24 protein-coding genes are annotated in these 24,172 nt (G+C 64.0%); 11 read left to right on the forward strand and 13 right to left on the reverse strand.

Annotation, left to right across the window (positions count from 1 at the left end; genetic code table 11):
* The first annotated feature begins 86 nt into the window (after positions 1 to 86).
* Both JAB4_RS12165 and JAB4_RS12170 read left to right on the forward strand, forming a co-directional pair.
* Positions 87 to 875: a DNA adenine methylase gene (locus JAB4_RS12165; protein WP_070308432.1), complete on the forward strand. Its 789-nt coding sequence runs from the start codon at positions 87 to 89 to the stop codon at positions 873 to 875.
* Between the two features lie 177 nt (positions 876 to 1,052).
* The gene (locus JAB4_RS12170) at positions 1,053 to 1,415 is read left to right on the forward strand and encodes a hypothetical protein (protein WP_070308433.1); all 363 of its coding nucleotides are present in this window, start codon (positions 1,053 to 1,055) and stop codon (positions 1,413 to 1,415) included.
* 60 nt (positions 1,416 to 1,475) lie between these two features.
* Here the strand turns inward: JAB4_RS12170 and JAB4_RS12175 are convergent, their stop codons facing one another.
* On the reverse strand, positions 1,476 to 2,711 hold the full coding sequence (locus tag JAB4_RS12175; protein WP_070222009.1) for a site-specific integrase: 1,236 nt from the start codon (positions 2,709 to 2,711) through the stop codon (positions 1,476 to 1,478).
* 536 nt (positions 2,712 to 3,247) lie between these two features.
* Here JAB4_RS12175 and JAB4_RS12180 point away from each other — a divergent pair.
* Positions 3,248 to 4,852: a methyl-accepting chemotaxis protein gene (locus JAB4_RS12180; RefSeq protein WP_070222007.1), complete on the forward strand. Its 1,605-nt coding sequence runs from the start codon at positions 3,248 to 3,250 to the stop codon at positions 4,850 to 4,852.
* 57 nt (positions 4,853 to 4,909) lie between these two features.
* Here the strand turns inward: JAB4_RS12180 and JAB4_RS12185 are convergent, their stop codons facing one another.
* The 3 genes from JAB4_RS12185 to JAB4_RS12195 are packed head-to-tail and all read right to left on the reverse strand — an operon-like array spanning position 4,910 to position 7,771.
* Entirely contained in the window at positions 4,910 to 6,019 is a 1,110-nt protein-coding gene (locus JAB4_RS12185; protein ID WP_070222005.1) for a hypothetical protein, read from the reverse strand.
* A complete protein-coding gene (locus tag JAB4_RS12190; protein WP_175444742.1) occupies positions 6,016 to 6,969 on the reverse strand; it encodes a PoNe immunity protein domain-containing protein in 954 nt (317 codons plus the stop codon). The genes JAB4_RS12185 and JAB4_RS12190 overlap by 4 nt, the downstream gene beginning before the upstream one ends.
* A complete protein-coding gene (locus JAB4_RS12195; RefSeq protein ID WP_070300497.1) occupies positions 6,908 to 7,771 on the reverse strand; it encodes a PoNe immunity protein domain-containing protein in 864 nt (287 codons plus the stop codon). The genes JAB4_RS12190 and JAB4_RS12195 overlap by 62 nt, the downstream gene beginning before the upstream one ends.
* Positions 7,772 to 8,049: 278 nt before the next feature.
* On the opposite strand from JAB4_RS12195, the gene JAB4_RS12200 reads away from it, so the two are divergent.
* The 7 genes from JAB4_RS12200 (at position 8,050) to JAB4_RS12230 (ending at position 13,395) form a co-directional block, all read left to right on the forward strand.
* The gene (locus JAB4_RS12200; protein ID WP_070221997.1) at positions 8,050 to 8,655 is read left to right on the forward strand and encodes a hypothetical protein; all 606 of its coding nucleotides are present in this window, start codon (positions 8,050 to 8,052) and stop codon (positions 8,653 to 8,655) included.
* A 274-nt stretch (positions 8,656 to 8,929) separates the two neighbouring features.
* The gene (locus JAB4_RS12205; RefSeq protein WP_175444749.1) at positions 8,930 to 9,469 is read left to right on the forward strand and encodes a DUF2325 domain-containing protein; all 540 of its coding nucleotides are present in this window, start codon (positions 8,930 to 8,932) and stop codon (positions 9,467 to 9,469) included.
* Positions 9,470 to 9,539: 70 nt separating this feature from the next.
* Positions 9,540 to 10,364: a TlpA disulfide reductase family protein gene (locus JAB4_RS12210; RefSeq protein WP_070221995.1), complete on the forward strand. Its 825-nt coding sequence runs from the start codon at positions 9,540 to 9,542 to the stop codon at positions 10,362 to 10,364.
* Positions 10,365 to 10,601: 237 nt separating this feature from the next.
* Positions 10,602 to 10,877 carry a metal/formaldehyde-sensitive transcriptional repressor gene (locus JAB4_RS12215; RefSeq protein ID WP_070218310.1) on the forward strand — a complete coding sequence of 92 codons (276 nt, stop codon included), beginning with the start codon at positions 10,602 to 10,604 and terminating at the stop codon, positions 10,875 to 10,877.
* Between the two features lie 10 nt (positions 10,878 to 10,887).
* Positions 10,888 to 11,859 carry a CDF family Co(II)/Ni(II) efflux transporter DmeF gene (gene dmeF, locus JAB4_RS12220; RefSeq protein ID WP_070218309.1) on the forward strand — a complete coding sequence of 324 codons (972 nt, stop codon included), beginning with the start codon at positions 10,888 to 10,890 and terminating at the stop codon, positions 11,857 to 11,859.
* A 91-nt stretch (positions 11,860 to 11,950) separates the two neighbouring features.
* Positions 11,951 to 12,292, forward strand: a complete 342-nt coding sequence (locus JAB4_RS12225) for a zinc ribbon domain-containing protein YjdM (RefSeq protein WP_070218308.1) — start codon at positions 11,951 to 11,953, stop codon at positions 12,290 to 12,292.
* 68 nt (positions 12,293 to 12,360) lie between these two features.
* On the forward strand, positions 12,361 to 13,395 hold the full coding sequence (locus tag JAB4_RS12230) for an RNA methyltransferase (protein ID WP_070218307.1): 1,035 nt from the start codon (positions 12,361 to 12,363) through the stop codon (positions 13,393 to 13,395).
* 80 nt (positions 13,396 to 13,475) lie between these two features.
* Here the strand turns inward: JAB4_RS12230 and JAB4_RS12235 are convergent, their stop codons facing one another.
* Positions 13,476 to 13,889 carry a hypothetical protein gene (locus JAB4_RS12235; RefSeq protein ID WP_070218306.1) on the reverse strand — a complete coding sequence of 138 codons (414 nt, stop codon included), beginning with the start codon at positions 13,887 to 13,889 and terminating at the stop codon, positions 13,476 to 13,478.
* Positions 13,890 to 13,962: 73 nt separating this feature from the next.
* Complete coding sequence (locus JAB4_RS12240; RefSeq protein ID WP_070218305.1) at positions 13,963 to 14,190, reverse strand: hypothetical protein; 228 nt, start codon at positions 14,188 to 14,190, stop codon at positions 13,963 to 13,965.
* A gap of 126 nt (positions 14,191 to 14,316) precedes the next feature.
* On the opposite strand from JAB4_RS12240, the gene JAB4_RS12245 reads away from it, so the two are divergent.
* Entirely contained in the window at positions 14,317 to 14,994 is a 678-nt protein-coding gene (locus JAB4_RS12245) for a phosphoribosylanthranilate isomerase (protein ID WP_070218304.1), read from the forward strand.
* On the opposite strand, the gene JAB4_RS12250 is transcribed toward JAB4_RS12245, so the two are convergent.
* The 7 genes from JAB4_RS12250 to JAB4_RS12280 form a co-directional block, all read right to left on the reverse strand.
* The gene (locus JAB4_RS12250) at positions 14,991 to 15,899 is read right to left on the reverse strand and encodes a LysR family transcriptional regulator (protein WP_070218303.1); all 909 of its coding nucleotides are present in this window, start codon (positions 15,897 to 15,899) and stop codon (positions 14,991 to 14,993) included. The genes JAB4_RS12245 and JAB4_RS12250 overlap by 4 nt on opposite strands.
* A gap of 198 nt (positions 15,900 to 16,097) precedes the next feature.
* The gene (locus JAB4_RS12255; protein ID WP_070218326.1) at positions 16,098 to 16,625 is read right to left on the reverse strand and encodes a 4'-phosphopantetheinyl transferase superfamily protein; all 528 of its coding nucleotides are present in this window, start codon (positions 16,623 to 16,625) and stop codon (positions 16,098 to 16,100) included.
* Positions 16,626 to 16,634: 9 nt separating this feature from the next.
* On the reverse strand, positions 16,635 to 20,690 hold the full coding sequence (locus JAB4_RS12260) for a Pls/PosA family non-ribosomal peptide synthetase (protein ID WP_070218302.1): 4,056 nt from the start codon (positions 20,688 to 20,690) through the stop codon (positions 16,635 to 16,637).
* A gap of 148 nt (positions 20,691 to 20,838) precedes the next feature.
* Entirely contained in the window at positions 20,839 to 21,543 is a 705-nt protein-coding gene (locus JAB4_RS12265) for an anaerobic ribonucleoside-triphosphate reductase activating protein (RefSeq protein ID WP_070218301.1), read from the reverse strand.
* A complete protein-coding gene (gene nrdD, locus JAB4_RS30935; protein ID WP_070218300.1) occupies positions 21,536 to 21,733 on the reverse strand; it encodes an anaerobic ribonucleoside-triphosphate reductase in 198 nt (65 codons plus the stop codon). Before nrdD ends, JAB4_RS12265 begins: the two co-directional genes overlap by 8 nt.
* Positions 21,730 to 23,478: a ribonucleoside triphosphate reductase gene (locus tag JAB4_RS12275; RefSeq protein ID WP_070218299.1), complete on the reverse strand. Its 1,749-nt coding sequence runs from the start codon at positions 23,476 to 23,478 to the stop codon at positions 21,730 to 21,732. Before JAB4_RS12275 ends, nrdD begins: the two co-directional genes overlap by 4 nt.
* 118 nt (positions 23,479 to 23,596) lie before the next feature.
* Positions 23,597 to 24,013, reverse strand: a complete 417-nt coding sequence (locus JAB4_RS12280; protein WP_070218298.1) for a hypothetical protein — start codon at positions 24,011 to 24,013, stop codon at positions 23,597 to 23,599.
* Positions 24,014 to 24,172: the final 159 nt, after the last annotated feature.

A 24,172-nucleotide genomic window follows, 5' to 3' on the forward strand; every position in this document is an offset into this window, starting at 1 on the left:
AGCGGCAATCAGCCGGTGAAGCCTGGTGAGTGGGCTTGGATTGCTTCATGGGAGGAATTCAACTTTACCACTAGGAGGTACACATTTTGGCATTACCCATCATCCCTTGGATCGGCGGCAAACGACGCCTGGCTGACCGCATCATCCCGCAATTTCCGCCTCACACTTGCTACGTCGAGGTTTTCGCCGGCGGCGCCGCGCTGTACTTCATGCGGCCGCCGGCCGAGGTCGAAGTGCTGAACGACGTCAACGGAGAACTGATCAACCTGTATCGCGTCGTGAAGTGCCACCTGGAGGAATTCGTGCGCCAGTTCAAGTGGGCGCTGTCGAGCCGCGAGGTGTTCAAGTGGCTGCAGGACACGCCTCCGCATACACTGACGGACCTGCAGCGCGCGGCGCGCTTCTTCTACTTGCAGCAGCATGCCTTCGGCGGCAAGGTCGACGGGCAGAATTGGGGCACGGCCACGACCGCGCCGCCGCTCAACCTGCTGCGCATCGAGGAGAACCTGTCGGCCGCGCACCTGCGTCTTTCTAGCGCCTACATCGAAAACTTGGACTGGTACAAGTGCATGGAGCGCTACGATCGGCCGCATACTCTGTTTTACCTGGACCCGCCGTACTGGGAGACGGCCGGGTATGGCGTGGAGTTTGAATTTGCCCAGTACGAGAAGATGGCCGAGCTGATGGCCAGGCTGAAAGGCAAGGCCATCTTGAGCCTGAATGACCACCCTGACATCCGGCGTGTGTTTACCGACTTCCAGATGGATACAACCGGCATTCAGTACAACGTGGGCGGAGGTGGTAAGGCAGTCGAGCGCAGCGAACTGATTATTTACAGCTGGGATAAGGCAGCCGAGCCAGCTGGATTGTTCTAAGTCCAGGCGGCCGGGCGTGCAGACGTCTGCACGCTCGGCCGATGTTTACTTTACAGCCCTCAAAGTTTGGATATACTGTATGGATATACAGTATATTGAGGTGTTGCCGTGCTTGTAATAGCAGCAAAATTATATTCCGATCAAGGTGTGCCCTTGCCTCGGCACAGGGAAATTACCTTGCGCTATACGGCCGTAGGTAAGTTTTCGATGAATGAGGGCTATGAAAAAGACTTCGGGCGAACCGTGCGTGTGGCGAATTTGTGGCCAATCGGCGGCGGAGACTCCATACTTCCGACTTTGTATGACGCTGCCATTGTGTGGGTGGGGGATGGGATGTTGCGGGTCCGTGGATTTGAAATCAACCCCATGACCAAGGCTCATGTAGCAATGGCTTGGGGTGCGGAGATTGTGGCAGATCAGCGGCCTGGACGAGTACTGGCGCCACTTGATGGAGAAACAGAGATTTCAGTGATCACCACTCAAGCGGATCTGGAAAAAGCGGTCGCAGCCCGAACTGGCCCTGCGCAGTGGAAGCGCTGAAATTTGATTGCGTTGGAAAATAAGAAAAACCGTAGGAAAATGCAAAAAAAGATTGCAAGCCTACACTGATGCCCCGTGGATGGCTGTCACGCTCGCGACGACTGGGACGGAGTTGCAGTAGTTCGACCAGACCTGCATCAGCAGGATGCGTTTCTCCAGCAAGTCGCCCCGGCGATACGCTGCCTCGACCTTATCTGGCAAGCTGTGCGCCAGCGCATGCTCACAAACCTCGCGCGGGAACGAGTTTGCAACCGATTCGGAGCACCAGTCGCGGAACGTCGACCGGAAGCCGTGCACGGTGATATCGTGCCGATTCATCCTGCGCAACACCGCCGTCAGGCTCATATCAGATAGTGGTGTTGCCTTTTTGCTCCCTGGAAAAACATGCTTCTCCACGCGCGGCATCTGCTTGAGCAGAGTAATCGCCTCGGTCGACAGCGGAATACGGTGCTCTCGCCCGGCCTTCATGCGCATAGCCGGTATGGTCCACAGGGCACAGTCCAGGTCAATCTCCTCCCATACGGCGCCACGAACCTCGCCAGATCGGGCTGCGGTTAGGATCGCAAATTCCACGGCGCGCGCTGACATGCCTTCGCGCTGGCGCAGATCTTTCATGAACTCGCCCACATCCTGCCACGGCAGGGCAGGGTGGTGCTTCACCCGCCCCAGCTTGCCGGGATCCGCCAGCAGGTTATCTAGGTGGCCGCGCCAACGGGCCGGGTTTTCGCCCATGCGGTACTTGCTGACGGTCGCCCAGTCCAGAATGCTCTCGATGCGGCCCCGCAACCTGGTGGCTGTCTCCGTCTTTTCCTGCCAGATAGGGCTGAGCACCTTAACCACCAGGCCGGTATCGACGGCGGCCACAGGCAAGTCACCAATAAACGGCGCGGCGTAAGTCGCCAGTGTGTTCTCCCACTGCTCCGCGTGTTTGGCGTTCTTCCAGCTGCCACGGTGCGCTGCGATGTAGGCGCCGGCGCATTGGTTGAACGTGATGGCCCGAGCGCGGTCCAGCGCATCGGTCAGCTTGTCGGCCGCGCGAGTATCCAGTGGGTCTTTTCCTTCCAGCAGCAGCGCCCGGCAATCTCGCGCCTTGCCGCGCGCCTCGGCCAGGGTTACCGTGTGCACGGCTCCAAGGCCCATTTCGCGCTGCTTACGCTCCCGCGTGTAGCGGAAGATCCAGCTCTTCGTGCCAGTCTTCGACACCTGCAGGTACAGGCCGGCGCCGTCGCCGAAATAGCCTGGTGTTTTTGCCTTGCTTACTGCCAACGCTGTCAATTTTTCGACCGTGCGTGCCATTGCCTACCCCCATTCCTACCCACATATCAAGCACGGATTTTACCGCACTCAAGCGACACCAAGCGGACTAATTGGCAAAAAAAACTCATGAATTCAAGGGCGTAGAGGGGTCTAGCGGCATTTGCCGGACGCCAATTAGGCGGACACCGTCTCCGCCAGAATCAAATAAAAAAGCCTCCCCTGCGGGAGGCTTTTTTATTTGTCTGGACGGAACGGTGGGATTCGAAGACGGAGCGCCCTGAAGGGCGCGCAGGCTCTCCGAATCGCCCATCTGCCGCGCCCGCGCGGCCCCGTTGGCCGCTGCGCGGCCAACGCCGTCCCCTCATCTCAGGCAGTAGCGGCCAGCGCCTGCGCCGGCCTCTGCGGGCGCCTGCGCCAGCCTTTGCTCAGCAAGAGATTCTTTTTCACCGCATTCAGCCCAATCCCCTTAAAAAGTTGCATAATCCACAAATGCCGCGCAGAAATTTCATACTGGCCAGCGCGGCCTATGCCGGCGGCATTGACGGCATGGTCCGGATAAACGAGGGGGTACGCACATGCAGCTGCTTCGCCAAGTCAAACTGTCGCGCCGGCTGGCCTTGTTGGTCGCCATCTTTTCGCTGGGCCTGATCGTGTATGGCGGCTGGTCGCTGCGCGTGTTGCACGAACTGAAGGTCAACGGTCCCGTATATCACCGCATCGTACAGGGCAAGGACCTGGTGGCCGACGTGCTGCCGCCGCCGGAATACATCCTCGAATCGTATCTGGTCGCCTTCCAGCTGATGGCGTCCGAAGACAGAAGCGCGCAAGACAAGCTGGTCGAACGCCTGAAAACCTTGAAGGCCGAGTACGACACGCGCCATCAGTTCTGGCGTACCCAGGATCTCGATCACGATATCGCCGAAGCCTTGCTGACGCAGGCGCATGCCCCTGCCGTGGCATTCTATGAGACGGCATTCACGCGCTTCATCCCGGCGCTGCAGGGGCAGGACAAGGCGGGCGTGGCCACTGCCATGGCGGCCATGGCCGCCAGCTACGACAGCCATCTGGCGGCCATCAACCGCGTGGTCGACATGACCAGCAAGCGCTCGGCCGCGTTCGAGACCGAATCGGCCGACAAGGCACGCTCGGCAACCGTGCTGCTGGCGGGCTTGCTGCTGGCATCGCTGGGCGTCAGCATCGCCGGCGCCTTGCTGATCAGCCGCAGCATTACCGGCCCCTTGCAGGAGGCGTTGCTGGCCGCGCAGAGGGTGGCGGCCGGCGACTTGAGCAATCGTGTAGACAAGCGCTTTTCCGACGAGCCTGGTCAATTGCTGCAGGCCCTCGAAGCGATGAATGGCAGCCTGTCGCACACCGTGGGCCAGGTGCGCAGCAGCACGCAAAGCATCACTATTGCTTCGCGCGAAATCGCGGCCGGCAATTTCGATCTGTCATCGCGCACGGAGGCGCAAGCCAGTTCGCTGGAAGAAACGGCGTCCGCGATGAAGGAGCTGACCAGCACGGTAAAGCAGAATGCCGACAATGCGCGGCAGGCGAACCAGCTGGTGGTGTCGGCGTCGGAATTTGCCGTGCAGGGCGGACAGGTGGTCGGGCGCGTGGTCGATACCATGGGCGCCATCAATGCCAGCTCGCGCAAGATCGTCGATATCGTCGACGTGATCGACAGCATCGCTTTCCAGACGAATATCCTGGCCTTGAACGCAGCGGTAGAGGCTGCCAGGGCGGGCGAGCAGGGACGCGGCTTCGCCGTCGTCGCCAGCGAAGTGCGCAGCCTGGCGCAACGTTCGGCCAGTGCCGCGCGCGAAATCAAGGCCATGATCGGCGATTCGGTCGAGCGCGTCGACGCGGGCAGCAAGCTGGTGGACGAGGCGGGCGCCACGATGGACAAGATCGTGGCATCCGTGAAGCAGGTGGTCGACTTGATGAGCGAAATCGCCGCCGCCAGCCAGGAACAGAGCCTGGGCATCGAACAGGTCAACCAGGCCATCACGCAGATGGATGAGGTCACGCAGCAGAACGCCGCCCTGGTCGAGGAAGCGGCGGCCGCCGCCGGCAGCCTGGAAGAGCAGGCGGCCAGCCTGGTGCGGGAAGTGGGCGTGTTCAAGCTCGATGCGGGCGGCGCTGCCAGCGCGCTGGCGGCGCCCGCGCATCCGGGCCGCTGACAGGCTGGCTGGCGGTCAGGACGCCGTTCAGCTTGGCGTTTCCTGGGCGTGGCTGCGCTATGGCGCGCGGGCCGCTGCCGTGGCTTGCTTGTCGCACGTTGCCAAGGTACCTGTGCATGCGGAAAACGTTTCCAGATAGGTGATGGTTTTCTCGTACTCGTCGATCAGGTAGCGCAGCTGATATGCCATCTCGACAGATTCGCCCGTGCCTTTGTCCCGCAGCCTGTACATATCTTTCAAGAAGCGTTTTCTTCGCGCCAGTTCCGCAGCCAGGCGCGCCTTGCGCTCGGCGGCCGGTGGCAGCGGATACGGCTTGCCATTGATGGATCTGACGCCCTCGGGCGTCAGATCCAGGTCCTTGCCGGGGGCGCGAAATTCCACGCTCATGCTGCCATCCGCCTGCACCAGTATCAGCAGTTCGTCGGCGTCGCTGTTGGCTGGCAAGGTCACGGCCAGCACTTCAGGCTTGCCCTTGGGCAGCCAGCGATATTCGAGCTTGACCTGCAACGGCGCTGCGGCCTGCGCCGGCAGGTAGAAGCAGCAGCTGGCGGCGCTGCTCATGTAAGAACTCAGTGGATCGGTATCGACAGCGTTGTCGGGATCGCCGACGGAACTGATGCCCACCTGTATCATGCGCGGACTGTAGTTCAAGGTACTGACCGTTACCTTGCGCTCACCGGCGCCGGGCGTGTACGCGTGCAAGCCCCGCTCACCGCGCTCGTTGCCGCCCGCAAGCAGGGGCCGGTGGAACAGGGGGGTAATGCCGAAGCTCGCGATACTGCTGATATAGCCGGTATCGGACGGGCCGACGCGCGAGTCGCTGTTGCCCGGCGTGTGGTAGAGGTAGCCGATCTCGTCCAGCGATAGCGCGCTGACCATGCGGTCTTGCTGAAACAGTGGCGGTGACGCGTAGCTGTCGCCGTTGCCCATGACTTTGGCGTAGATGGGGCCCGTCCATGGACCATGGCCGCCAAAGCGCGCGAGTACCACGTACTCGCCCAGCAGCGATTTTACTTTCAGGACATCCTTGGTCTCGCCAGTGACGGGGTCGATGATGGAATAAATGCCCGGAAAGGGATTGGTGGCGACACGCCACAGCGTGGGCATGGCAAAGCAGAGTCCGGCAACGATGGCGATGCCGGTGGCGATGGCAGTGCTGGTTTTCATGCTTCGTCCAGTCGTTGTTGCTGCGTGTCCTGCGTTGCCGCAGTGGCGCCGGGGGCGATCCCTTTCATCCGGCAGAACGCCACGAGGTCGGCCGGATAGAAGGGCGCGCCGCGATAGCCGCTGTCATCGATATCGAGCACGCAGGTGATGGCGGCCGCTTCCCAGGACCAGTAGCCCCAGAACGAGGTGTCGCGCCGGTGGCTGTCGTAATAGGGCTCGCGGCGGCTGGCTGCATACCATTGCTGCAGATAAGCGTGCATCAGCGCAGGACGGGCATCTTTTTCTGCCGCGAATATCTTGAGTGTATTGACGTAGGGCAGATGGCGCGTGCACTTTGGCCAGGCGGCATCCCTGCCGGCGACGAAGCATGCCAGCAGCCGCTCCAGCAAGCCATCCTTTTCATGGTTATTGAAATCGATGACGGGCGCCAGCCGGGGCAGCAAACTGCCGCAGCCCAGCAAAATGCCTAGGCAGACCATGCGGTTGACCTGCTCGTAGCCGTCGCCGGGCAGGGCGAAGTGGGGAAATCCCTGTTCGGCTTCGCCGGCCTGAGCGTCAAATGCCATGTCATAGCGGGCAAACGCCAGCCAGTAAGCGAGTATCGTGGAGTACGCGGCGCGCAACTCATCCAGCGCGTGACCGGCGCTGTAGGCGAGGGCTAGCTGGTCGACGCCATCCAAGGCCCGCTGGCGCGTGGCCGTCATGAAATTTTCTGGTGGAATATGTTGCAGCACGTGCGCCGGCTGTTGCAAACCGGCTGCCACCATGTCGTAGCACTCATCCTGGCTTTCCTTGCTTTTAAGGTAGATAGCATAGGACAACCGCGCTTCCCTGCGCCGGGCCAAAAAATCCCGCTCGTTCAGCGTCTGCATCCTTGCCCCTTGCTGATTATGGTTGCGGCCATGTAACTTCGCTGGTGTAGCGGCCTTCCTTGCGTAGCCGTCGCGCATAGTCGACCAGATCCCTGGGGTACACCAGATGCGCGGCCTGGCTATCGTCCAGGTCGAGCAGGAAAACCGTCGCTCCCGCTTCGAATGCCCAGTAGCCGTAGTAGCCGGCATAGCCTTCTTCGCTGATATTGAGATGCTCGTTGTACCAGCGCGGATGATGTCGCATGGCCGGATACCACTGTTTCAGGTATTTCTGGAGCAGGGCCAAGGTAGCGTCCTCATCCTCCTCATAGAACACTTGCAGCAGGGTGTCATAGGGCCTGGCGATGATGCAGGCGTCGAGTGCTTGTCCATCCTCCACATATCCGTCGATCAATTGCTCGAACAGGCCATCGCGGCCACGGTGGCTGCGCAGCACGTGGATGATGCGCAGCACCGAACGGTGATCGCGCAGCAGGATGGCAATGCTGAGCAGTTGCAAGGTGTCCTCATAGTCGGACAGGACGTAAAACTCTGGTGCTCCCTCATATTCGTAGGGCCCAAACTCTGGAAACTCAAGCGCCGCATCCTGCTGATAGAGTTGATCGACCGCATTCCATTCTTCAAACTTATCCACGATGCCCGCGATGCGCGGCGCCAAGGCCTCGATGGACTCGCCCGCCGTATAGTCGAGCATCCAGATCCAGAGTTCTTCTAAATACAAAAAATGATGGACGGAAGCATTTTCCTGCGCTGAGTCGGCGACCTTTTTGTTTTCCAGTCCTCCTGCAATCAGCGCAAATTGATTGCTGCGCGTTTTGACATACAGTTCTTCATCCAGAAATTGCTGGCGGCGCCGCTCGGTGAATGGGCGTTTGTTCATCTTGTCTGGCTGCCGTCGTGATCGACGCGTAAGGAAGATGCGTTTACATGGAAAAATGCGGACATTGCCTGGGACTCCGTGTGATGAGGGAAACGTACTGGCAGTTGATGTAATGACTTGTTTGCAAGATTACATACTAGAAATAGTGATTCAACAAGCGTGATTCAATTGAATCGTGTGCCAGAAAGAAATATTCAAAATAGCTACCATGAGCGACTCGATGGCGTGCCGCAGGTATTTTTCGGCCGTCATCGTCTTTTACGTGAACCGGAGCAAGCATGAGCAAGATCAAATACGCGGCCGCAGCGGCCTTATGGGCCAGCCTGTCGCCCGCCATGGCGGCGTCCACCCCGGCCGCACCACCATTCCTCGATGTGCTCGCCTATCAGTACGCCAATTGCGTCAAACCTGCCTACCATCAGGCCGACCTGCTGGTACAGGACGGGGCGGGGCGCTACCAGATCGACGTCAAGGGGGAGGCCTACACGGTCGAACTGCAGGAACGCATGGGCTTTTCGCTGCAGGCGGGCACAGGCGGCCCCGTGGCGGCCGTCGTCAAGCTGGACCGGCCGCCACAGGGACAGTTCGCGGAGCAGGCGCGCTGGCGCGAGCGCTGGCTGCGCGACGTGGCCGAGCGCAGCGGCGTGGCGCTGGACGAGCGGGCGCTTGCGGGCGGCGCGCGCCTGCTGGCCGTCAACAAGGGTGAGATCAAGGGGAACTATGTGGGGCAGTCGCTGCTGATCGATCCGGTACGGCAGTTGTTCATCGATATCGCGTGGCCGAACACGCTGGATATCTATCGCGGCCCCGATGCCCTGCGGCAGGTGCGGCAAGTGCAGGACGATGTCTGGAAACGCATGCTGTCCTGCCCGCCGGCCGCGTGAAGCCGGTCGCCTTCGCATATCCCTGCTGCGTGCACGTGCATACACAAATAATAATGATTCTCATTTATAATTCAGCGCTATGGGGGTGCAATGGGCTGGCGCCATGGCGCCACGGGTAGTGAAGGAGGGCATGATGGGCAGTGTGTATGGCAACGAGGACGCGATCGCGCACGAGCATCGCGTACTGATGGGCGAATATGGGCGGGCGCAGGCGCGTTGCAGTGCGCAGCTGGCGGCGCAGGCGGCCCGCATCACGCAGCTGGAGTCGGAATTGATGCGCGCGCGGGCGCAGGTCGTGATCCGCGATTCCAGGCTGGCGCTGGCGCGCGATGAACTGGCCGAACTGGCGGCCAGCGTGCCGGGCTTGCCGACGCGAGCCCGGCTGGCCCGCCGGGTCGAGTGGCTCAGCGAGCGCGTGCAGGACCTGATGCGCGAGCTGCTGCGCCTGCAGTGGCTGCCGGCGCCATCCTTGCAGGCCGACGTGCGCGAAAAAGCCGTGCTGTATGTGGGCAATTATTCAAGTCTGGCACCGGGCCAGCACGCGGCCGGCGCCAACGTGGCGCAGCTGGCCATCGAGCAGGCCGGCGGGCGCTTCCTGCACCATGCGGGCGGCGATGACGGCGCCGACGACGCGGCGGCGCTGGAAGCCGGTCTGGTGGCGGCCGATCTGGTGATTTGCCAGACGGGCTGCGTCAGCCACGATGCCTACTGGCGCGTGCATGACCATTGCAAGCGCACGGGCAAGCAGTGCGTGCTGGTGGACCAGCCGCAAGCCATGCATTTCGTGCGCAAGGAGGCGCTGGCCGATTTTTGATGCCGGATTAACGCCTGCTTAATCCGCATGGGGCAGAATGGCCACCCATTCGATGTTATAGCGAGCGCCCATGCTGTCCCTGCAAATCGGTCCCCTGGCCCTGCCCACGGGCCTGGTCCTGTTGTTCGTTTCCCTGTGCGTCGCCTACGGCGCGGCGTGGTGGCTGCGGAAGCACCGCCGGCTGCCGGACGCCGGCCCCCTCGTTTCCGACATGCTGATCGCCGGCCTGCTGGGGGCGCGCGTGGCGTTCGTGCTGCGCTGGCACGAACAGTATCTGGCCGCGCCCGGGGCCATCCTCAATATCCGCGACGGCGGCTTCCTGGCGCCGGCTGGCATCGCGGCCGCGCTGGCCATCGCCGCGTGGCGCTGCCGGGGTCCCGCCATGGCGCTCATGCGCCGGCCGCTGGCCATCAGCGTGGCCTGCGGTGCGCTGGCCTGGGGCGTGTTGAGCGCAGGGCTGGGGCTGGCGTACGACAAGCCGGCGGCCTTGCCGGCCGTGGCCCTGCATGCGCTCGACGGCACCTCCACCAGCCTGGCGGCGCTGGCCGGTGGCAAGCCCATGGTGGTCAACCTGTGGGCCAGCTGGTGCCCGCCATGCCGGCGCGAGATGCCCGTGCTGGCCGCCGCACAGCAGGCGCGCGCCGATATCGTCTTCGTGTACGCGAACCAGCGCGAGGATGCGGCCGCCGCCATCGCTTTCCTGGACAGGAGCGGCGCGACCCTGCGCAATGTGGTGCTCGACGACGAGGCGGCGCTGGGCAAGGCGGCCGGTTCCTCGGCCCTGCCCACCACCCTGTTTTATGACGCGCAGGGGCGGCTGGCCGATACGCACCTGGGCGAATTGTCCGACGCTTCGCTGGCCAGCAAGCTGCAGAAGATCGCGCCCGTTCCCTGAGGCGGGTATGCCTTGTTGACTTAGAGCCTATCCCAGTAGGGAGCGTCTTTTGCAAGCAGCACATCAGGAGCGCGGACAAGGCGCGAGGAGGACGCGTGGCGAGCCACGCGACGACGAACAACGCAGTCCCCGCTTCTGAGGGGCGCTTGCAAGAGATGTATTCATCTACTGGGATAGGCTCTTCGCCATGGCGCTTTCTGATAGTATACCCCCCTATAGTATTTATCGGGGTGAATCATGGGCCACACGGCGCACAACAAGACCAGGCTGCTCAATCGCGTCAAGCGCATCCGCGGCCAGGTGGAAGGCCTGGAGCGGGGACTGGAAGAGGGCCGCGACTGCGGCGAAGTGCTGCAGCTGATCGCCGCCGTGCGCGGCGCCGTCAATGGCCTGATGGCCGAAGTGATCGAGGAGCACTTGCGCGAGCACGTGGCCAGTCCTGATCTCTCCGGCGAAGAGCGGGCCAGGGGCGCCGACGACATCGCGGGTATCCTGCGCACCTACCTCAAATAAGGAGATCGTCATGAAAACGCAATCCCTGAGCGAAGACCTCTCCGCCTGGCAGCACGAACACGTCTTCGGTGCCGCCAGCGACAAGGCGGAACGCCGCGCGCGCATCGTCATGTGGATCACCTTGGCCACCATGGTGCTGGAAATCGTCGCCGGCTGGTGGTACAACTCCATGGCCCTGCTGGCCGACGGCTGGCATATGAGTTCACACGCGCTGGCCATCGGCCTGGCCGCGTTTGCGTATGCGGCGGCGCGCCGCTATGCGCGCGACCCCCGCTTTGCCTTCGGCACGTGGAAGATCGAGGTGCTGGCCGGCTACACGAGCGCCATCCTGCTGCTGGGCGTGGCCGTGCTGATGGTGGCCGCTTCCGTCGAGCGCCTGTTCTCGCCGCAGCCCATCCACTATCCGCAGGCGATGGCGGTGGCGGCCTTCGGCCTGGCGGTCAACCTCGTGTGCGCGCTGATCCTCGGCGGCCACCACGACCATGACCACCATCATGGCCACGACCATCATGACCATCACGGGCACCACGACCACCATGGCCATGGCGAAGACCTGAACATGAAGGCCGCGTACATCCACGTGCTGGCCGACGCGGCCACGTCCGTGCTGGCCATCGTGGCGCTGGCCGGCGCGTGGGCTTACGGCTGGCAGTGGCTCGATCCCGTGATGGGTATCGCGGGCGCCGTGCTGGTGGCGCTGTGGGCGAAAAAGCTGATGCTGGACACGGGCAAGGTCTTGCTGGACCGCGAGATGGACCACCCCGTGGTGGATGAAATCCGCGAAGCGGTGGAAATGGAAAGCGCCGGCGACACGCCGCGCATCGTCGACCTGCACGTGTGGCGAGTCGGCAAGCAGCTGTATTCGTGCGCCTTGTCCGTCGTCAGCCGCGATGCCGCATTGACGGCCGCCGAACTGCGCGCGCGCATCGGCATCCACGAGGAAATCGTCCACAGCACCATCGAGATTATTCGCCGGCCTTGATAATGATGGGGAAAAAAGCCCGTTGATGCGGGGGGTAGGCCGTATAATGTCGGCTTTTACAGCACGCGCTGTTCACCAGACAGAGAAGAAAATGAGCACATTACCACCATGCCCGCAATGCCAATCCGAATTCACGTACGAAGACGGCAGCCAGTTGATCTGCCCTGAGTGCGCGCATGAATGGTCGGCCACGGCTGGCGAAGCCGTGGAAGAGGGCGCCCGTGTGTACCGCGATTCGGCCGGCAATATCCTGCAGGACGGCGACACGGTCAGCGTCATCAAGGACTTGAAATTGAAGGGCGGCGGCGGTGTCGTCAAGATGGGCACGAAGGTCAAGAACATCCGTTTGGTCGACAGCGACCACGACATCGACTGCAAGATCGACGGCTTCGGTTCCATGAGCCTGAAGACGGAATTCGTCAAGAAAGTGTAAGACTTTTCCTTGCCATTCGCGGCGCGCCTCGCATTGTTGCCGGCGCGCCGTTTTTTATTTCAGACCCCATGCAAATCGACCATCTCCGCCAGCGCCTGCGCGCCCTGGGCGCCAAGCCCCTGCACGAACAGCGCGTGCTGCGCGACTGGATACAGGGCCAGCCGCACGACCTGGGCCGGCGCCGCGCCGAAGACTTTTTGCCGCTGCCCGTGCGCGACGCCTTGCCTGCGCTCGACCTCGAACTGCAGGGCATGCTGAAACTGCTCAGCACCCATCCGGGTGCCGACGGTTCCGCGCGCCTGCTGGTGGGGCTGCACGACGGCCAGACGGTGGAAAGCGTGCTGCTGCCGCGCGACGGCCTGTGCGTGTCGAGCCAGGTGGGCTGCGCCGTCGGCTGCCAGTTCTGCATGACGGGCCGTGACGGCTTGATCCGGCAAGTGACCAGCGGCGAGATCGTCGCCCAGGTGGTGCTGGCGCGCACCTTGCGTCCCGTCAAAAAAGTCGTCTTCATGGGCATGGGCGAACCGGCGCATAACCTGAACAATGTGATGGAAGCGATCGAGCTGCTGGGCACGGAGGGCAATATCGGCCATAAGAACCTCGTGTTCTCCACCGTAGGCGACCCGCGCGCCTTCGAACGCCTGCCGCAGGGGCGGGTCAAGCCGGCGCTGGCCCTGTCGCTGCACACGACGAAGCCGGCGCTGCGCGAACAGCTGCTGCCACGCGCGCCCAGGCTCACCCCGCGCGAGCTGGTGGACTTCGGCGAAGCGTATGCGCGCCTGACCGGCTATCCGGTGCAGTATCAATGGACCCTGATGGAGGGCGTCAACGATGGCGACGACGAGATGGACGGCATCGTCGCGCTCTTGCAGGGCAAGTACGCGGTGCTCAACATGATCCCGTATAACACCATCGATGACTTGCCGTTCAGGCGTCCCAGCTGGGACAAGGCGCGGGCCATCTCCGCCGCCCTGCACGCGCGCGGCGTGCTGACCAAATTGCGCGATTCGGCCGGGCAGGACGTGGAGGGCGGCTGCGGGCAGTTGCGGGCGCGCGAAGCGAAGGGCAAGGTCATTCCCATCCGTGCCAGCGTGACGGCGTAGGTCGGATTAGCGGAGCGTAATCCGACATTCGCCCATACGCCAACAATGATGTCGCATTACGCGGTGCCCGCTAATCCGACCTACTCGCCCCGCATCCCACCGAGCAAATCGTTTTCATTCAATATCGCAAACGCGATCTCGGGATGCGCGGCCAGGCAGCGGCGCACGGCGGCGGGAATGGCGGCGCGCGTCTTGCGGCACAGGCCGGGCCGCTCCAGCAGGCGGATCTGGAAGCCGCGCACGGTGCGCACTTCGCCGCTGCCCGGCACGATCTGCAATTCCACGCCCAGGTTGCTCTTCAACAGCCGCTGCAGCTTCTGCAGCTGTGCATACGTGGCGATGCCCTCGATGTGCGCCAGCAGGCGCTTTTCTTCCGTCAGGTTCAGGCGCAGGATGGACAGGTCCGCCTGCGGATCGTCGAGCAGGCGCTCGCGCTCGCAGTCGCACAGCTGCGGCGGGCACTCCTTGCGGACTTCAAAATCGACGATGCGCATGCTGGTGTTCCAGTGACGTTCCAATGGCGATCCGGGATCAATCAAGTATCGTCCGCCGCCTGGCGCATGTCAATCAGCGCGGGCTGACGATCAGGCGCCAGCGGATGGCGCCCTGTTCGCTGCTGTGCTGGTGGTGGTTTTGCGGCGGCATGACGTGGCCTTCCGTCGAGACGATTTCATGCGCGCAGCCGTCGCAGCGGTAGATGCCCGAATACGGCACGGCTTCGCCGGGCGAGGTCAGTTCATCGAAACGCGGGTGCATGGAGCGCGCCACGTAGCTGGGGTTTTTGTAGTCGGCCATGGATTCCTCTGGATGTGGGCAGGTCTCCATTCTGGCACACAATCGTGCACGGCCTTGACCGCGTGTCTTGGCGCGCGCGCCGCCCTGTGTTGTAATGTTGATCATCCCGACGGAGTACGCAAGGCCATGAGAACCCGCATCAAGATCTGCTGCATCGCTTCCATCGACGAAGCGCAACTGGCCATTGCCGCCGGCGCCGACGCGCTGGGCCTGGTGGCCGCCATGCCGTCCGGCCCTGGCCCGATTCCCGACGCGCGCATCGCGCAGATCGCCGCCTGGACGCCGCCTCCCGTGGCCACCTTCCTGCTGACGTCCGAGACGACGGCGGCAGCCATCGCCGAACACGTGCGCGCCACGCAGCCGTCCACCGTGCAGATCGTCGGCCATATCGACCCCGGCGAAGTGGCGCAGCTGGCGCGCTTGCTGCCGCACGTGCGGCGCGTGCAGGTGATCCACGTGGAGGGACCGGAGGCGTTGGCGCTGATCCCCGCCTACGCGCCCCATGTCCACGCTTTTTTGCTCGATTCGGGACGCCCCGGCGCGGCTGTGCCGGAGCTGGGTGGCACGGGCCGCACGCATGACTGGTCCGTCAGCGCGCGCTTCGTGCGCGCCAGCCCCCGTCCCGTCTTCCTGGCCGGCGGCCTCGATGCGAACAACGTGATGGAGGCGCTGCGCCAGGTACGCCCCTACGGCATCGACCTGTGCTCGCGCGTGCGCACGGACGGCCAGCTCGATGTCATGAAGCTGGCCTTGCTGATGGCGGCCGTGCGCGACGCGGATGCGGCGCTGTATGCGGAAGGCTAAGCCGTAGTTGCCGATGCGTTCATCTCGCGCACGAACGCTTCCGTAAACGCGGCCACCATGCCGCTGGCCGCGCGCGGCGAGATCAGACCGACGACGGAGTGCGATTCCTCGTCCGGCAGCGCGATAAAACGCACGCCGGGCGGCGCCACCAGGCGCATGCTGTCGGGGACGATGGCGATGCCCATATTGGCTTCGATCAGGTTCAGTTGCGAGGTCTTGCGCGACAGGGCGCGCGCCGCCTTCGGGAAGAAGCCCTGTGCCAGGCACAGGCCCGCCACCAGGTAGCTGAGGCCACCCCGGTCCTTGTGCGGGATAGAGACGAACGCTTCGTCGCGCAGGGCGGCGATCGTCGTGCGCTCCAGCCCCGCCAGCGGCGACATCGCCGACACGGCCACCACCAGTTTTTCCGCGTACAGTTCGCGCACGACGATGTTGGCGTGCTTGCGCAGGGTGGGCAGGCGCACGAGGCCCAGGTCGGCGCGGCCTTCTTCGATATCAAACGCCTGGTTTTCCGACGAGCCTTTCGACACGTCGAGCGAAACGCCGGGGAATTGCGCCAGCAGCCGGTTCAGCACGGCGCCGATGGCGGGCGTGAGGGTGACGGAACTCGAATGCAGCAGGCGGATGATGCCTTGCGCGCCTTGTCCCACGTGGCGCGTCTGGCGCACGGTTTCGTCGATGTCGTCGAGGATGCGCTTTGCCCGCTCATAAAAGACCTGTCCGGCGGGCGTGAGCTCGATATGGCGCGCGTCGCGCGTGAGCAGCAGGGCTTGCACCTCGCCCTCGAGCTCCTTGATTTGCCGGCTCAGGGCCGACTGCGCGATGTACAGCTTTTCCGCCGCGCGCGAGTAGCTGCCCGCATCGACGACTTCGACAAAGTAGCGGAACTGTCTGATGGAAATCAATCGTATGCCTTTTCGAGATCGGAGACTGCCTGATTTGATATTGGCCTGGCCCCGGCGTTCGCGCTACAGTGGCCTGGTCTGCTGTCACTGCAAAGGAAAGACCATGCTGGAATTGATCGGGGTGCTGGGACTGCTCGTCAGTATTATCGTAAAACTGATTTTCGTCCAGATCGGCGGCGCGGCCGAGGGCAAGGAGGACTAATATGCCAGCGTCGCCACATACGGTGCCGACAACGCCAGCGTTTTCAGGCGGCAGGCCGGTGCGGCCCCATCCCACTCCGCCAACTGCTTGCCCGCGCACTTGAGCGCCGCCTCGCGCGCCGTCCACGCCTGCGCCAGGCGCCGCGGGCGCTGGTCTGCAGGGCAGTCGGCCAGCTTAGCTGCCACCTGCGGCCCCAGGTAATCGCGTGCCAGATGGAACCAGTCGGCAATCTCCTGCACGCGCATCACGTCGATGCCGACGGGCCCATACAGGCCGAGGGCGGCCAGCGACAGTCCCTCGTCATGGCTGAACGACAGGCCCGCCGCGCGTCCTGCCAGCAGCAAACGGGGAGGGGCGCCCGGCGTCGATTCCACTGAAATCGCCCCGATGTCCAGGTTTTGCCACTGCGCCGCCGCTTCGCGCACGGCCTGGCGCAGGCGCGCGCGCGCTTCGATACGTGACGGCGGCGGCACGATGCCGATCACCAGCATGCCGTCGCCCGCCCAAAGCACCGTAAAATCCATCAGCTGCAATCAGCTACGCAAAGGCGCGGCCGGGCAGCCCGCCCAGTTGCTGCCGGCGGGGATGTGCTCGCCCTTCATCACCAGGGTCAGCGGTCCCAGGCGCGCATTGTCGCCCACCTTGGCGCTGTACAGCACGGAGCTGCGCGGCCCCATGTAGACGCGCTGGCCGATCTCCACGTGGTCGATCTTCATCACGCGGTCTTCAAATAGATGCGTTTGCGGGCAGGTGAGTGCATTCAATTCGCTGTAGTCGCCGATGTGCACGCAGTCGAATTCCGTGATGTCCGTCGTGTCCATGTAGACGCCGCGGCCGATCTTGCAGCCGAACAGGCGGAAGGCCAGCGGCAGCCACGGCGTGCCGCGCAGGTAGCGCATGAAGTTGGGCACGGCGATGCCTTCATACAGGTTGGTCACGCCTTCCGAAATCCACACGAACGGCGTCCACATGGGCGCCGCGTGTTTGCGGTAACGTCCCAGCAGCAGCCACTTGAACAGCACGACGACCAAAAAATTGCCGATGCCGTAGGCGATGCCGGCGATCGCCAGGTCGCTCACCACTTCGCCCCAGCGCCCGGCGCCCGCGATCGGCATCACGTCCAGCACCAGCGTATAGCCGACGGCGATCACCACGGCGTGCGGCGCGACGATGCGGAACGCTTCGATCAGGCTGCGGCCCAGGCGGCGCAGCAGCGACGGCTTGAACGTCAGGTGCTCGGCAAAGCCGCTGACCTGTTCGCGCGCGGGCAAATGCATGGGCGGGGAACCGAGCCAGGTATCGCCGCTGTGCATCTGCTCATTGCGCGGCGCGTGCGTGTGCACGCCGATCAGCACATGTTCGGGCAGCACGGTGCCGTCCGGGATATAGCTGCCGTTGCCGACGAAGCTGCGGTGCGAGACGACGGTGGGGCGCATGGTCATCCAGCCGCCGTCGATCTGCTCGTCGCCCAGCATGACGGCGTCGGCGATGAAGGTGTCGTCGCCCAGTGTCAGCATGTCGGGCACGACACCCAGCGCCGTGGAAATCTCGGCGCCCTTGCCAACCTTGGCGCCCAGCAGGCGGTACCAGTAGGGCGCGTACACGGTGGCGTAGATGCCGTGCAGGACGTTCAGGCTCGATTCCTGGATATGGCTGACCAGCCACTTGGCGCAATAGATATTGCTGTGCACGGGCGAGCTGCCCGGCTTCAGGCGCGGCAGCGCGCCCCAGCGGATGGCGGCCGACAGCAGGGCCGTGAGCACGATCAGCACGGCGCTGGCGGGAAAGGCCAGCAGGAAGTAGCGGGCCAGCTGGGTCGTCACGTCGCGCCCCTGCAGCCACGGCATCATTTCGCGCTCGTCGAACCAGTCGATCAGCACGAAGCTGGGGAAGACGGGCATGAAGAACAGCACGGCGATGAGGACCATGCCGAAGCAGAAGAACACGGTTTCGCCCGTCAGGCGCAGGCGCGAGACGGCGGGGCGCGGCGGCTGGCTGGCCCGGTCATAGGGGCCGATGTCGCGCGCGGGCGATCCCGTCCAGACGCGCCCGGCCGGCACCGAAGCGCCGTCGGCCAGTGCCGACTGGCCCTCGAGGTGACCGAAGGCGCCCACTTGCGTATTGCCTTCCAGGATAGCGTAAGAGCTGATGCAGGCATCGTCGCCGATGCTGATCTGGCCCAGCAGCAAACGGCCCCGTTCCACGCGGGCGTTTTCAAAGTTGACGGCATTGCCCACGCTGACGTTGTCGCCGATGGACAGCAGGTCGGGCGCGCGCAGGGTCATCGAGCCGATGACCACTTCCTTGCCCACTTTCGCGCCCAGCGCGCGCAGCCACCAGCTGTTCAGGGATGAGCCGCTGAGCAGATACGCGGGCGCCGATTCGACCAGGCGGTCGGCCAGCCACCAGCGGTAATAGGTGACGCCCCACAGCGGATAGCTGCCCGGTTTCAGACGCCCGGCGATCAGCCACTTGCCGGCAATCGCAATGGCAAATTCGGCCAGGGTCGCCAGCAAGAACACGCCGATCGAGGCGGCGATGGCGCGCGGCACGGTGTCGCCCGTGTCGCCCGTGAAGAAGTGGTAGGTGAAGAACGGCGCCATCCACTGTGCCATGCGCAGGGTGACGAGGCCCGGCACGGCCGCTGCCTGGGCCGCGCCGCAGATCCAGCGCTTCCAGGCCGACGGTGGCGTCCAATCCGCTTCCGGCGTGGCCAGCGCGGGCGCTTCGTTCAGCACGGCGGCGATCTTGCCGATCTGCCGGTTCTGGTAAATGTTGCGTACCGTCATGTGGGCGTAGGCCGGATCGGCGCGCAGGGCGGACGCCAGGCGCGCTGCCAGGAAGGAGTGGCCGCCGAGGTCGCTGAAGAAGTCCAGCTGGCGCAAGATGGCCTGGCCCGGGAACAGCTTGGCCAGGGCCGCGAACAGGGCCGCTTCGGCCGGCGTTTCCGGCACGTCCGAGATCCCCGCCTCGCCGGCGGGCGGGGCAGACAGGGGCATGGCTTTCAAGGCTTTTCTGTCGATTTTTCCCGAGGTCAGGCGCGGCATCAGCGGCAGCAATTCAAAGCGGCCCGGCACCATGTAGGGCGGCAGGTGCAGGTTCAGGGCCGCGCGCAGGGTTTTCGCCGCCAGGGCGTCGCCGGGCGCCTCGTCGCTGCCGACGATGTAGGCCACCAGTTGGTCGATGCCGTCATCCTTGCGCAACAGGACGGCCACCGTGCCCACGCCCGGCTGCTGCGCCAGCACGGCTTCGATCTCGCCCAGCTCCACGCGGAAGCCGCGTATCTTGACCTGGTCATCGGCGCGGCCCAGGCACAGCACCTGGCCGTCCGCATCGATGCGGGCCAGGTCGCCCGTGCGGTACAGGCGCGCGTCATCGTCGCTGGTCGCCCACGGGTTGGGCAGGAATTTTTCCACCGTCAGATCGGGCCGGCCCAGGTAGCCCTCGGCCAGGCCGGGGCCGATGATGCACAGTTCCCCCGTTTCGCCGCGCGCCAGCAATGTCAAGGGACGGTTTTCTCCCGGCTCGGCCACCTGCAGCACCAGCAAGCCGTAGTTGGGCAGCGGCGTGCCGATGGTGACGGGTTCGCCGGGGCGCAGCCGCGCCAGGCTGCACGAAACGGTCGCTTCCGTGGGACCGTAGGTGTTGAACATGGCGCGGCCCGGGCGCGACCAGCGCTCGACCAGGGACTCGGGGCACATCTCGCCGCCCAGGTTGATCAGGCGCAGGCTCGGTACTTCCTCGGCGAACAGGGCCAGCAGGGTCGGCACGGCATGGAGCACGGTGACGTGGTTGGCGGCCAGCGCGCGCGGCAAGGCTTCCGGGTCGCCCGAAATCTCCTTGGGCCCCAGCCACAGGGTGGCGCCCACCAGGTAGGCGATCCAGATTTCCTCGAACGACATGTCGAAGGCGACGGAAAATCCCTGGTAGACGGTGTCGCTTTGCGTCACTTCCAGCACGGCGTTTTCGCTGCGCAGGAAGTGGCAGATGCTGCGCTGATTGATCAATATGCCCTTGGGCTTGCCCGTGGAGCCGGACGTGTAGATCACGTATGCCGGGTGTTCGGGCAAGACTGTGCCGCGCGCGGGCAGCAGTTCGCCCGGCGCGGCGGGGGCCAGCAGGCTTTCCGCGGTCCACACGGGACGCTGGACGCCAGCCTGCTCCAGGCGCGGCGCGAACTGCGCGCAGCTGACGACGCCAGCGCCATTGGCGTCGTCGAGGCACACCTGCAGGCGTTCGACGGGCGTGTCTTCATCGACGGGCAGCCAGGCGGCTCCCGCCTTGGCGATGGCCGCCTGCATCAGCAGCAGATGCGCGCCGCGCGGCAGCCACAGTCCCACGATGTCGCCGGGCTTGACGCCGGCCGCCATCAGGCGCGACGCCGCCAGGCCCGCCTGCGCATCGAGTTCGGCATAGGTGATGCGGCGCGCGCCATCGATCAGGGCGATTTGTTCGGGACAGCGGCGCGCCGTCGCTTCCAGCAGGTCGGCCAGCACTTCCTCGCGCAGCAGATCCGGTCGCGGCGGGCCGTACAGGATGTCGGCGTGGGTGGAAGGGATGCCTGGGCTGACTGCGGTGAAATCGTTCATGGATGACGCTTATCTGTAATGCGGTGTGAGGAATCTGACGGGCTGCGCATGGTGCGCGGCACAGTTGATACATTACAGCACGCAAGACATTTCAGCGTTGCAGAACGGGGAATTTTGCGGGACTTTCAATAATTATGTGGCTGCACGATCAACTGCCATGATTGCGGAATGTAAAACGGGGAAACATGGCGCCGATTTGCGCCACAGTAGCCGCCGCCGGATAGCCGTGCAGGGGGCGGCCGGACAGCGCCGCGTCCGCGCAGCCTTCGGCGCGGAACTGCTGCAGCACGTAGTTATCGACGCCTTTCGCGGCCAGGGCGGCGGCCAGGGACAGCAGCTGTGCGTCCGGCAGCAGGTCCGGGTGGGTGGTGGTGCGGCATTCGTAGGCGACGCCGCTGGCGAGGATGGCGTCCAGGCAGGCGCGCGCCGGGTCGCCGCTGCCGGCCACGCGGGTCACATGACGATAGTCGGCAAACGGCGCCTTGATGTCGAAGCCGACCCAGTCGACCAGGGGCAGCACTTCCTGCAGGCGCTGCGGATAGATGCAGGCCGTGTGCAGGCCGATGCCGAAACCCAGCGCCCTGACGTCCAGCATGGCGCGCGCCAGCGCCGGGTCCATGCATGCCTCGCCGCCGCTGAAGACGACGGCGTCGACGAGGCCCACGCGGCGCCGCAGCCAGGTCAGTACGTCCTGCCACGGCATGGCGCCTTCGGGCGTGCGCGCCTGCAAATGCGGATTGTGGCAATAGCCGCAACGCCAGGGGCAGCCCTGCACGAACACCACGGCAGCCAGCTTGCCCGGGTAGTCGGTGGCGGAAAAGGGCGTCAGGCCGCCCACTTTCAACTCAGCCATGGCAGGCCGGCTGGCCAACCCGGGCGCTCGCTTCCGTAAAATACTGGCGCTCGTGGAATTCGCCCTGCTTGCCGATGTTGAACGAGGCGACGGGGCGGTGATAGCCCATCACGCGCGTCCAGATTTCGCAGCGCTGGCGTTCGCTGTCGAGCAGGGTGATGGCGGGAGTGAAGTCGGGACGTGCATTCATGGCGTTTCCTCAAGTGATGGAGCAATGTGGGCCTGCTTGCGGGCGATCAGCTCCGCGTCGCAGGTGGGGCAGAATTCATGTTTCCCGGCCAGGTAGCCGTGGCGCGGGCAGATGGAAAACGTGGGCGTGACGGTGATGTAGGGCAGCGAGAAGCGGCTCAGGGCGCGTTTGACCAGCTCGCGGCAGGCGTTCGCGTCCGACAGCGCTTCCGTCATGTACAAATGCAGCACCGTGCCGCCCGTGTATTTGCGCTGCAGCGCGTCCTGCAATTCCAGCGCTTCGAACGGGTCGTCCGTGTGGCCGACGGGCAGCTGCGACGAGTTCGTGTAATACGGATTGTCGACGGTGCCGGCCTGCAGGATGGCGGGATAGCGCTTGCGGTCTTCGCGGGCGAAGCGGTACGTCGTGCCTTCGGCCGGCGTCGCTTCCAGGTTGTACATATGGCCCGTCTCTTCCTGGAAGGCCACCATGCGGGCGCGCACGTGGTCGAGCAGGCGGATCGCCAGCGCATGGCCCTCGGCGGACGTGATGTCATGGGCGTCGCCGCTGAAATTGCGGATCATCTCGTTGATGCCGTTCACGCCCAGGGTGGAAAAGTGGTTGCGCAGGGTGCCCAGGTAGCGTTTCGTGTAGGGGAACAGGCCTTGCTGCATCAGTTCCTCGATGGTGCGGCGCTTGATTTCCAGGCTGGTCTTGCCCAGTTCCAGCAGGCGGTCCAGGTCCGCCATCAAGGCCGCTTCGTCGCCGCGCCACAGGTGGCCCAGGCGCGCGCAGTTGATCGTCACCACGCCCAGGGAGCCCGTCTGCTCGGCGGAACCGAACAGGCCATTGCCCCTTTTCAGCAGTTCGCGCAAGTCCAGCTGCAAGCGGCAGCACATGGAGCGGATCATGTTCGGCTTGAGTTCCGAATTGATGAAGTTCTGGAAGTAGGGCAGGCCGTAGCGGGCCGTCATTTCGAACAGGCGTTCCGCGTTTTCGCTATGCCAGTCGAAATCCTCGGTGATGTTATAGGTGGGGATGGGGAAGGTGAAGACCCTGCCCTTGGCGTCGCCCGCCATCATGATCTCGATGTAGGCGCGGTTGATCATGTCCATCTCCGCCTGCAGCTCGCCATAGCTGAAGTCCATTTCCCGGCCGGCGATGACGGGAATCTGCTCGCGCAGGTCGTCCGGGCAGACCCAGTCGAAAGTGAGGTTGGTGAACGGCGTCTGCGTGCCCCAGCGCGATGGCACGTTGAGGTTGAAGATCAGCTCCTGCATGTACTGGCGCACGTCTTCATAGCGCAGGCTGTCCTTGCGGATGTAGGGCGCCATATAGGTATCGAAGGAGCTGAACGCCTGCGCGCCGGCCCACTCGTTTTGCAGGGTGCCGAGAAAATTGACGATCTGGCCGATGGCGCTCGACATGTGCTTGGGCGGGCCCGATTCGATCTTGCCCGGCACGCCGTTCAAGCCTTCATGCAGCAGGGTGCGCAGCGACCAGCCGGCGCAATAGCCGGCCAGCATGTCGAGGTCGTGGATGTGCAGGGCCGCTTCGCGGTGCGCCGCGCCCACTTCCGGCGGATACACCTGGTCCAGCCAGTAATTGGCGATGACCTTGCCCGATACATTGAGTATCAGGCCGCCCAGCGAGTAACCCTGGTTGGCGTTGGCGTTGACACGCCAGTCGCGCCGGTCCAGGTATTCATTGATGGACGCGGCGACATCGACCTGGCCGCGTGTGGGGGAAACTGCATTTGTCGTCATGAAACCTCCAATAAACACAACATGCGGTGTTTTTATGGAGATTAATCACTAAATATAGTGGCGTCAAAGGGCGCGTGCAGTTGCGTGACGAATCCTTGATGCAGGTGAAAAATCCACGTCAGCCGCTTTTGTTCCAGCGCGTTTCGCGCAGGATCAGCCAGCTCGCGCAAAAGAACGCGGCGCCGCAGGCGGCCACGCTGGCGACGGAGGCGGGCAGCACGTGCGTCCATATTTCCAGCGGCGTGTAGGTGCTCCAGCTGGCCACGCGCGCGTCGAAGGTGACGTAGTTCGCCAGCAGCCAGTAGACGGCCAGCAGGCCCGTGCAGATGGCGGCCTGACGCAGCAGCGGCATCTTGCGGCGCGCGAACACGGCCAGCAGGAACAGCAGCAGCACGCCCGGATACGCGCCCAGCACTTCCGGCGACAGCACGGAGAGGGTCCCTGCATCATAGCCATCGGGCGGGCCGGCCCACTGCACCTGCAGCGCGGTGAGGAACAGGGTGAGCAGGAAAATCAGCAGCGGTTTGCGGGTCATGGCGGGCAATCGGATAGGGAAAAAGTGGGGCATTTTACAGCCAGGTCAAGCAAGTTGAACGCGCGCCAGCCATGCATGCATTCCTTCACCTGTGTCAAGGACTGGGCGGTATGGGCGGGGCTATAGTCTGCACCCTGAGCCGATACAGGACTGTGAATA

The sequence above is a fragment of the Janthinobacterium sp. HH102 genome (assembly GCF_001758625.2).
GTDB lineage: Bacteria > Pseudomonadota > Gammaproteobacteria > Burkholderiales > Burkholderiaceae_D > Janthinobacterium.

Coding starts and splice junctions, on each gene's coding strand:
- JAB4_RS12175 (WP_070222009.1), bottom strand. CDS start 2,711: ATGGCACGCACGGTCGAAAAATTGACAGCGTTGGCAGTAAGCAAGGCA.
- JAB4_RS12180 (WP_070222007.1), top strand. CDS start 3,248: ATGCAGCTGCTTCGCCAAGTCAAACTGTCGCGCCGGCTGGCCTTGTTG.
- JAB4_RS12185 (WP_070222005.1), bottom strand. CDS start 6,019: ATGAAAACCAGCACTGCCATCGCCACCGGCATCGCCATCGTTGCCGGA.
- JAB4_RS12190 (WP_175444742.1), bottom strand. CDS start 6,969: ATGCGCGACGGCTACGCAAGGAAGGCCGCTACACCAGCGAAGTTACAT.
- JAB4_RS12195 (WP_070300497.1), bottom strand. CDS start 7,771: ATGAACAAACGCCCATTCACCGAGCGGCGCCGCCAGCAATTTCTGGAT.
- JAB4_RS12200 (WP_070221997.1), top strand. CDS start 8,050: ATGAGCAAGATCAAATACGCGGCCGCAGCGGCCTTATGGGCCAGCCTG.
- JAB4_RS12205 (WP_175444749.1), top strand. CDS start 8,930: ATGCGCGCGCGGGCGCAGGTCGTGATCCGCGATTCCAGGCTGGCGCTG.
- JAB4_RS12210 (WP_070221995.1), top strand. CDS start 9,540: ATGCTGTCCCTGCAAATCGGTCCCCTGGCCCTGCCCACGGGCCTGGTC.
- JAB4_RS12215 (WP_070218310.1), top strand. CDS start 10,602: ATGGGCCACACGGCGCACAACAAGACCAGGCTGCTCAATCGCGTCAAG.
- dmeF (WP_070218309.1), top strand. CDS start 10,888: ATGAAAACGCAATCCCTGAGCGAAGACCTCTCCGCCTGGCAGCACGAA.
- JAB4_RS12225 (WP_070218308.1), top strand. CDS start 11,951: ATGAGCACATTACCACCATGCCCGCAATGCCAATCCGAATTCACGTAC.
- JAB4_RS12230 (WP_070218307.1), top strand. CDS start 12,361: ATGCAAATCGACCATCTCCGCCAGCGCCTGCGCGCCCTGGGCGCCAAG.
- JAB4_RS12235 (WP_070218306.1), bottom strand. CDS start 13,889: ATGCGCATCGTCGATTTTGAAGTCCGCAAGGAGTGCCCGCCGCAGCTG.
- JAB4_RS12240 (WP_070218305.1), bottom strand. CDS start 14,190: ATGGCCGACTACAAAAACCCCAGCTACGTGGCGCGCTCCATGCACCCG.
- JAB4_RS12245 (WP_070218304.1), top strand. CDS start 14,317: ATGAGAACCCGCATCAAGATCTGCTGCATCGCTTCCATCGACGAAGCG.
- JAB4_RS12255 (WP_070218326.1), bottom strand. CDS start 16,625: ATGGATTTTACGGTGCTTTGGGCGGGCGACGGCATGCTGGTGATCGGC.
- JAB4_RS12260 (WP_070218302.1), bottom strand. CDS start 20,690: ATGAACGATTTCACCGCAGTCAGCCCAGGCATCCCTTCCACCCACGCC.
- JAB4_RS12265 (WP_070218301.1), bottom strand. CDS start 21,543: ATGGCTGAGTTGAAAGTGGGCGGCCTGACGCCCTTTTCCGCCACCGAC.
- nrdD (WP_070218300.1), bottom strand. CDS start 21,733: ATGAATGCACGTCCCGACTTCACTCCCGCCATCACCCTGCTCGACAGC.
- JAB4_RS12275 (WP_070218299.1), bottom strand. CDS start 23,478: ATGACGACAAATGCAGTTTCCCCCACACGCGGCCAGGTCGATGTCGCC.
- JAB4_RS12280 (WP_070218298.1), bottom strand. CDS start 24,013: ATGACCCGCAAACCGCTGCTGATTTTCCTGCTCACCCTGTTCCTCACC.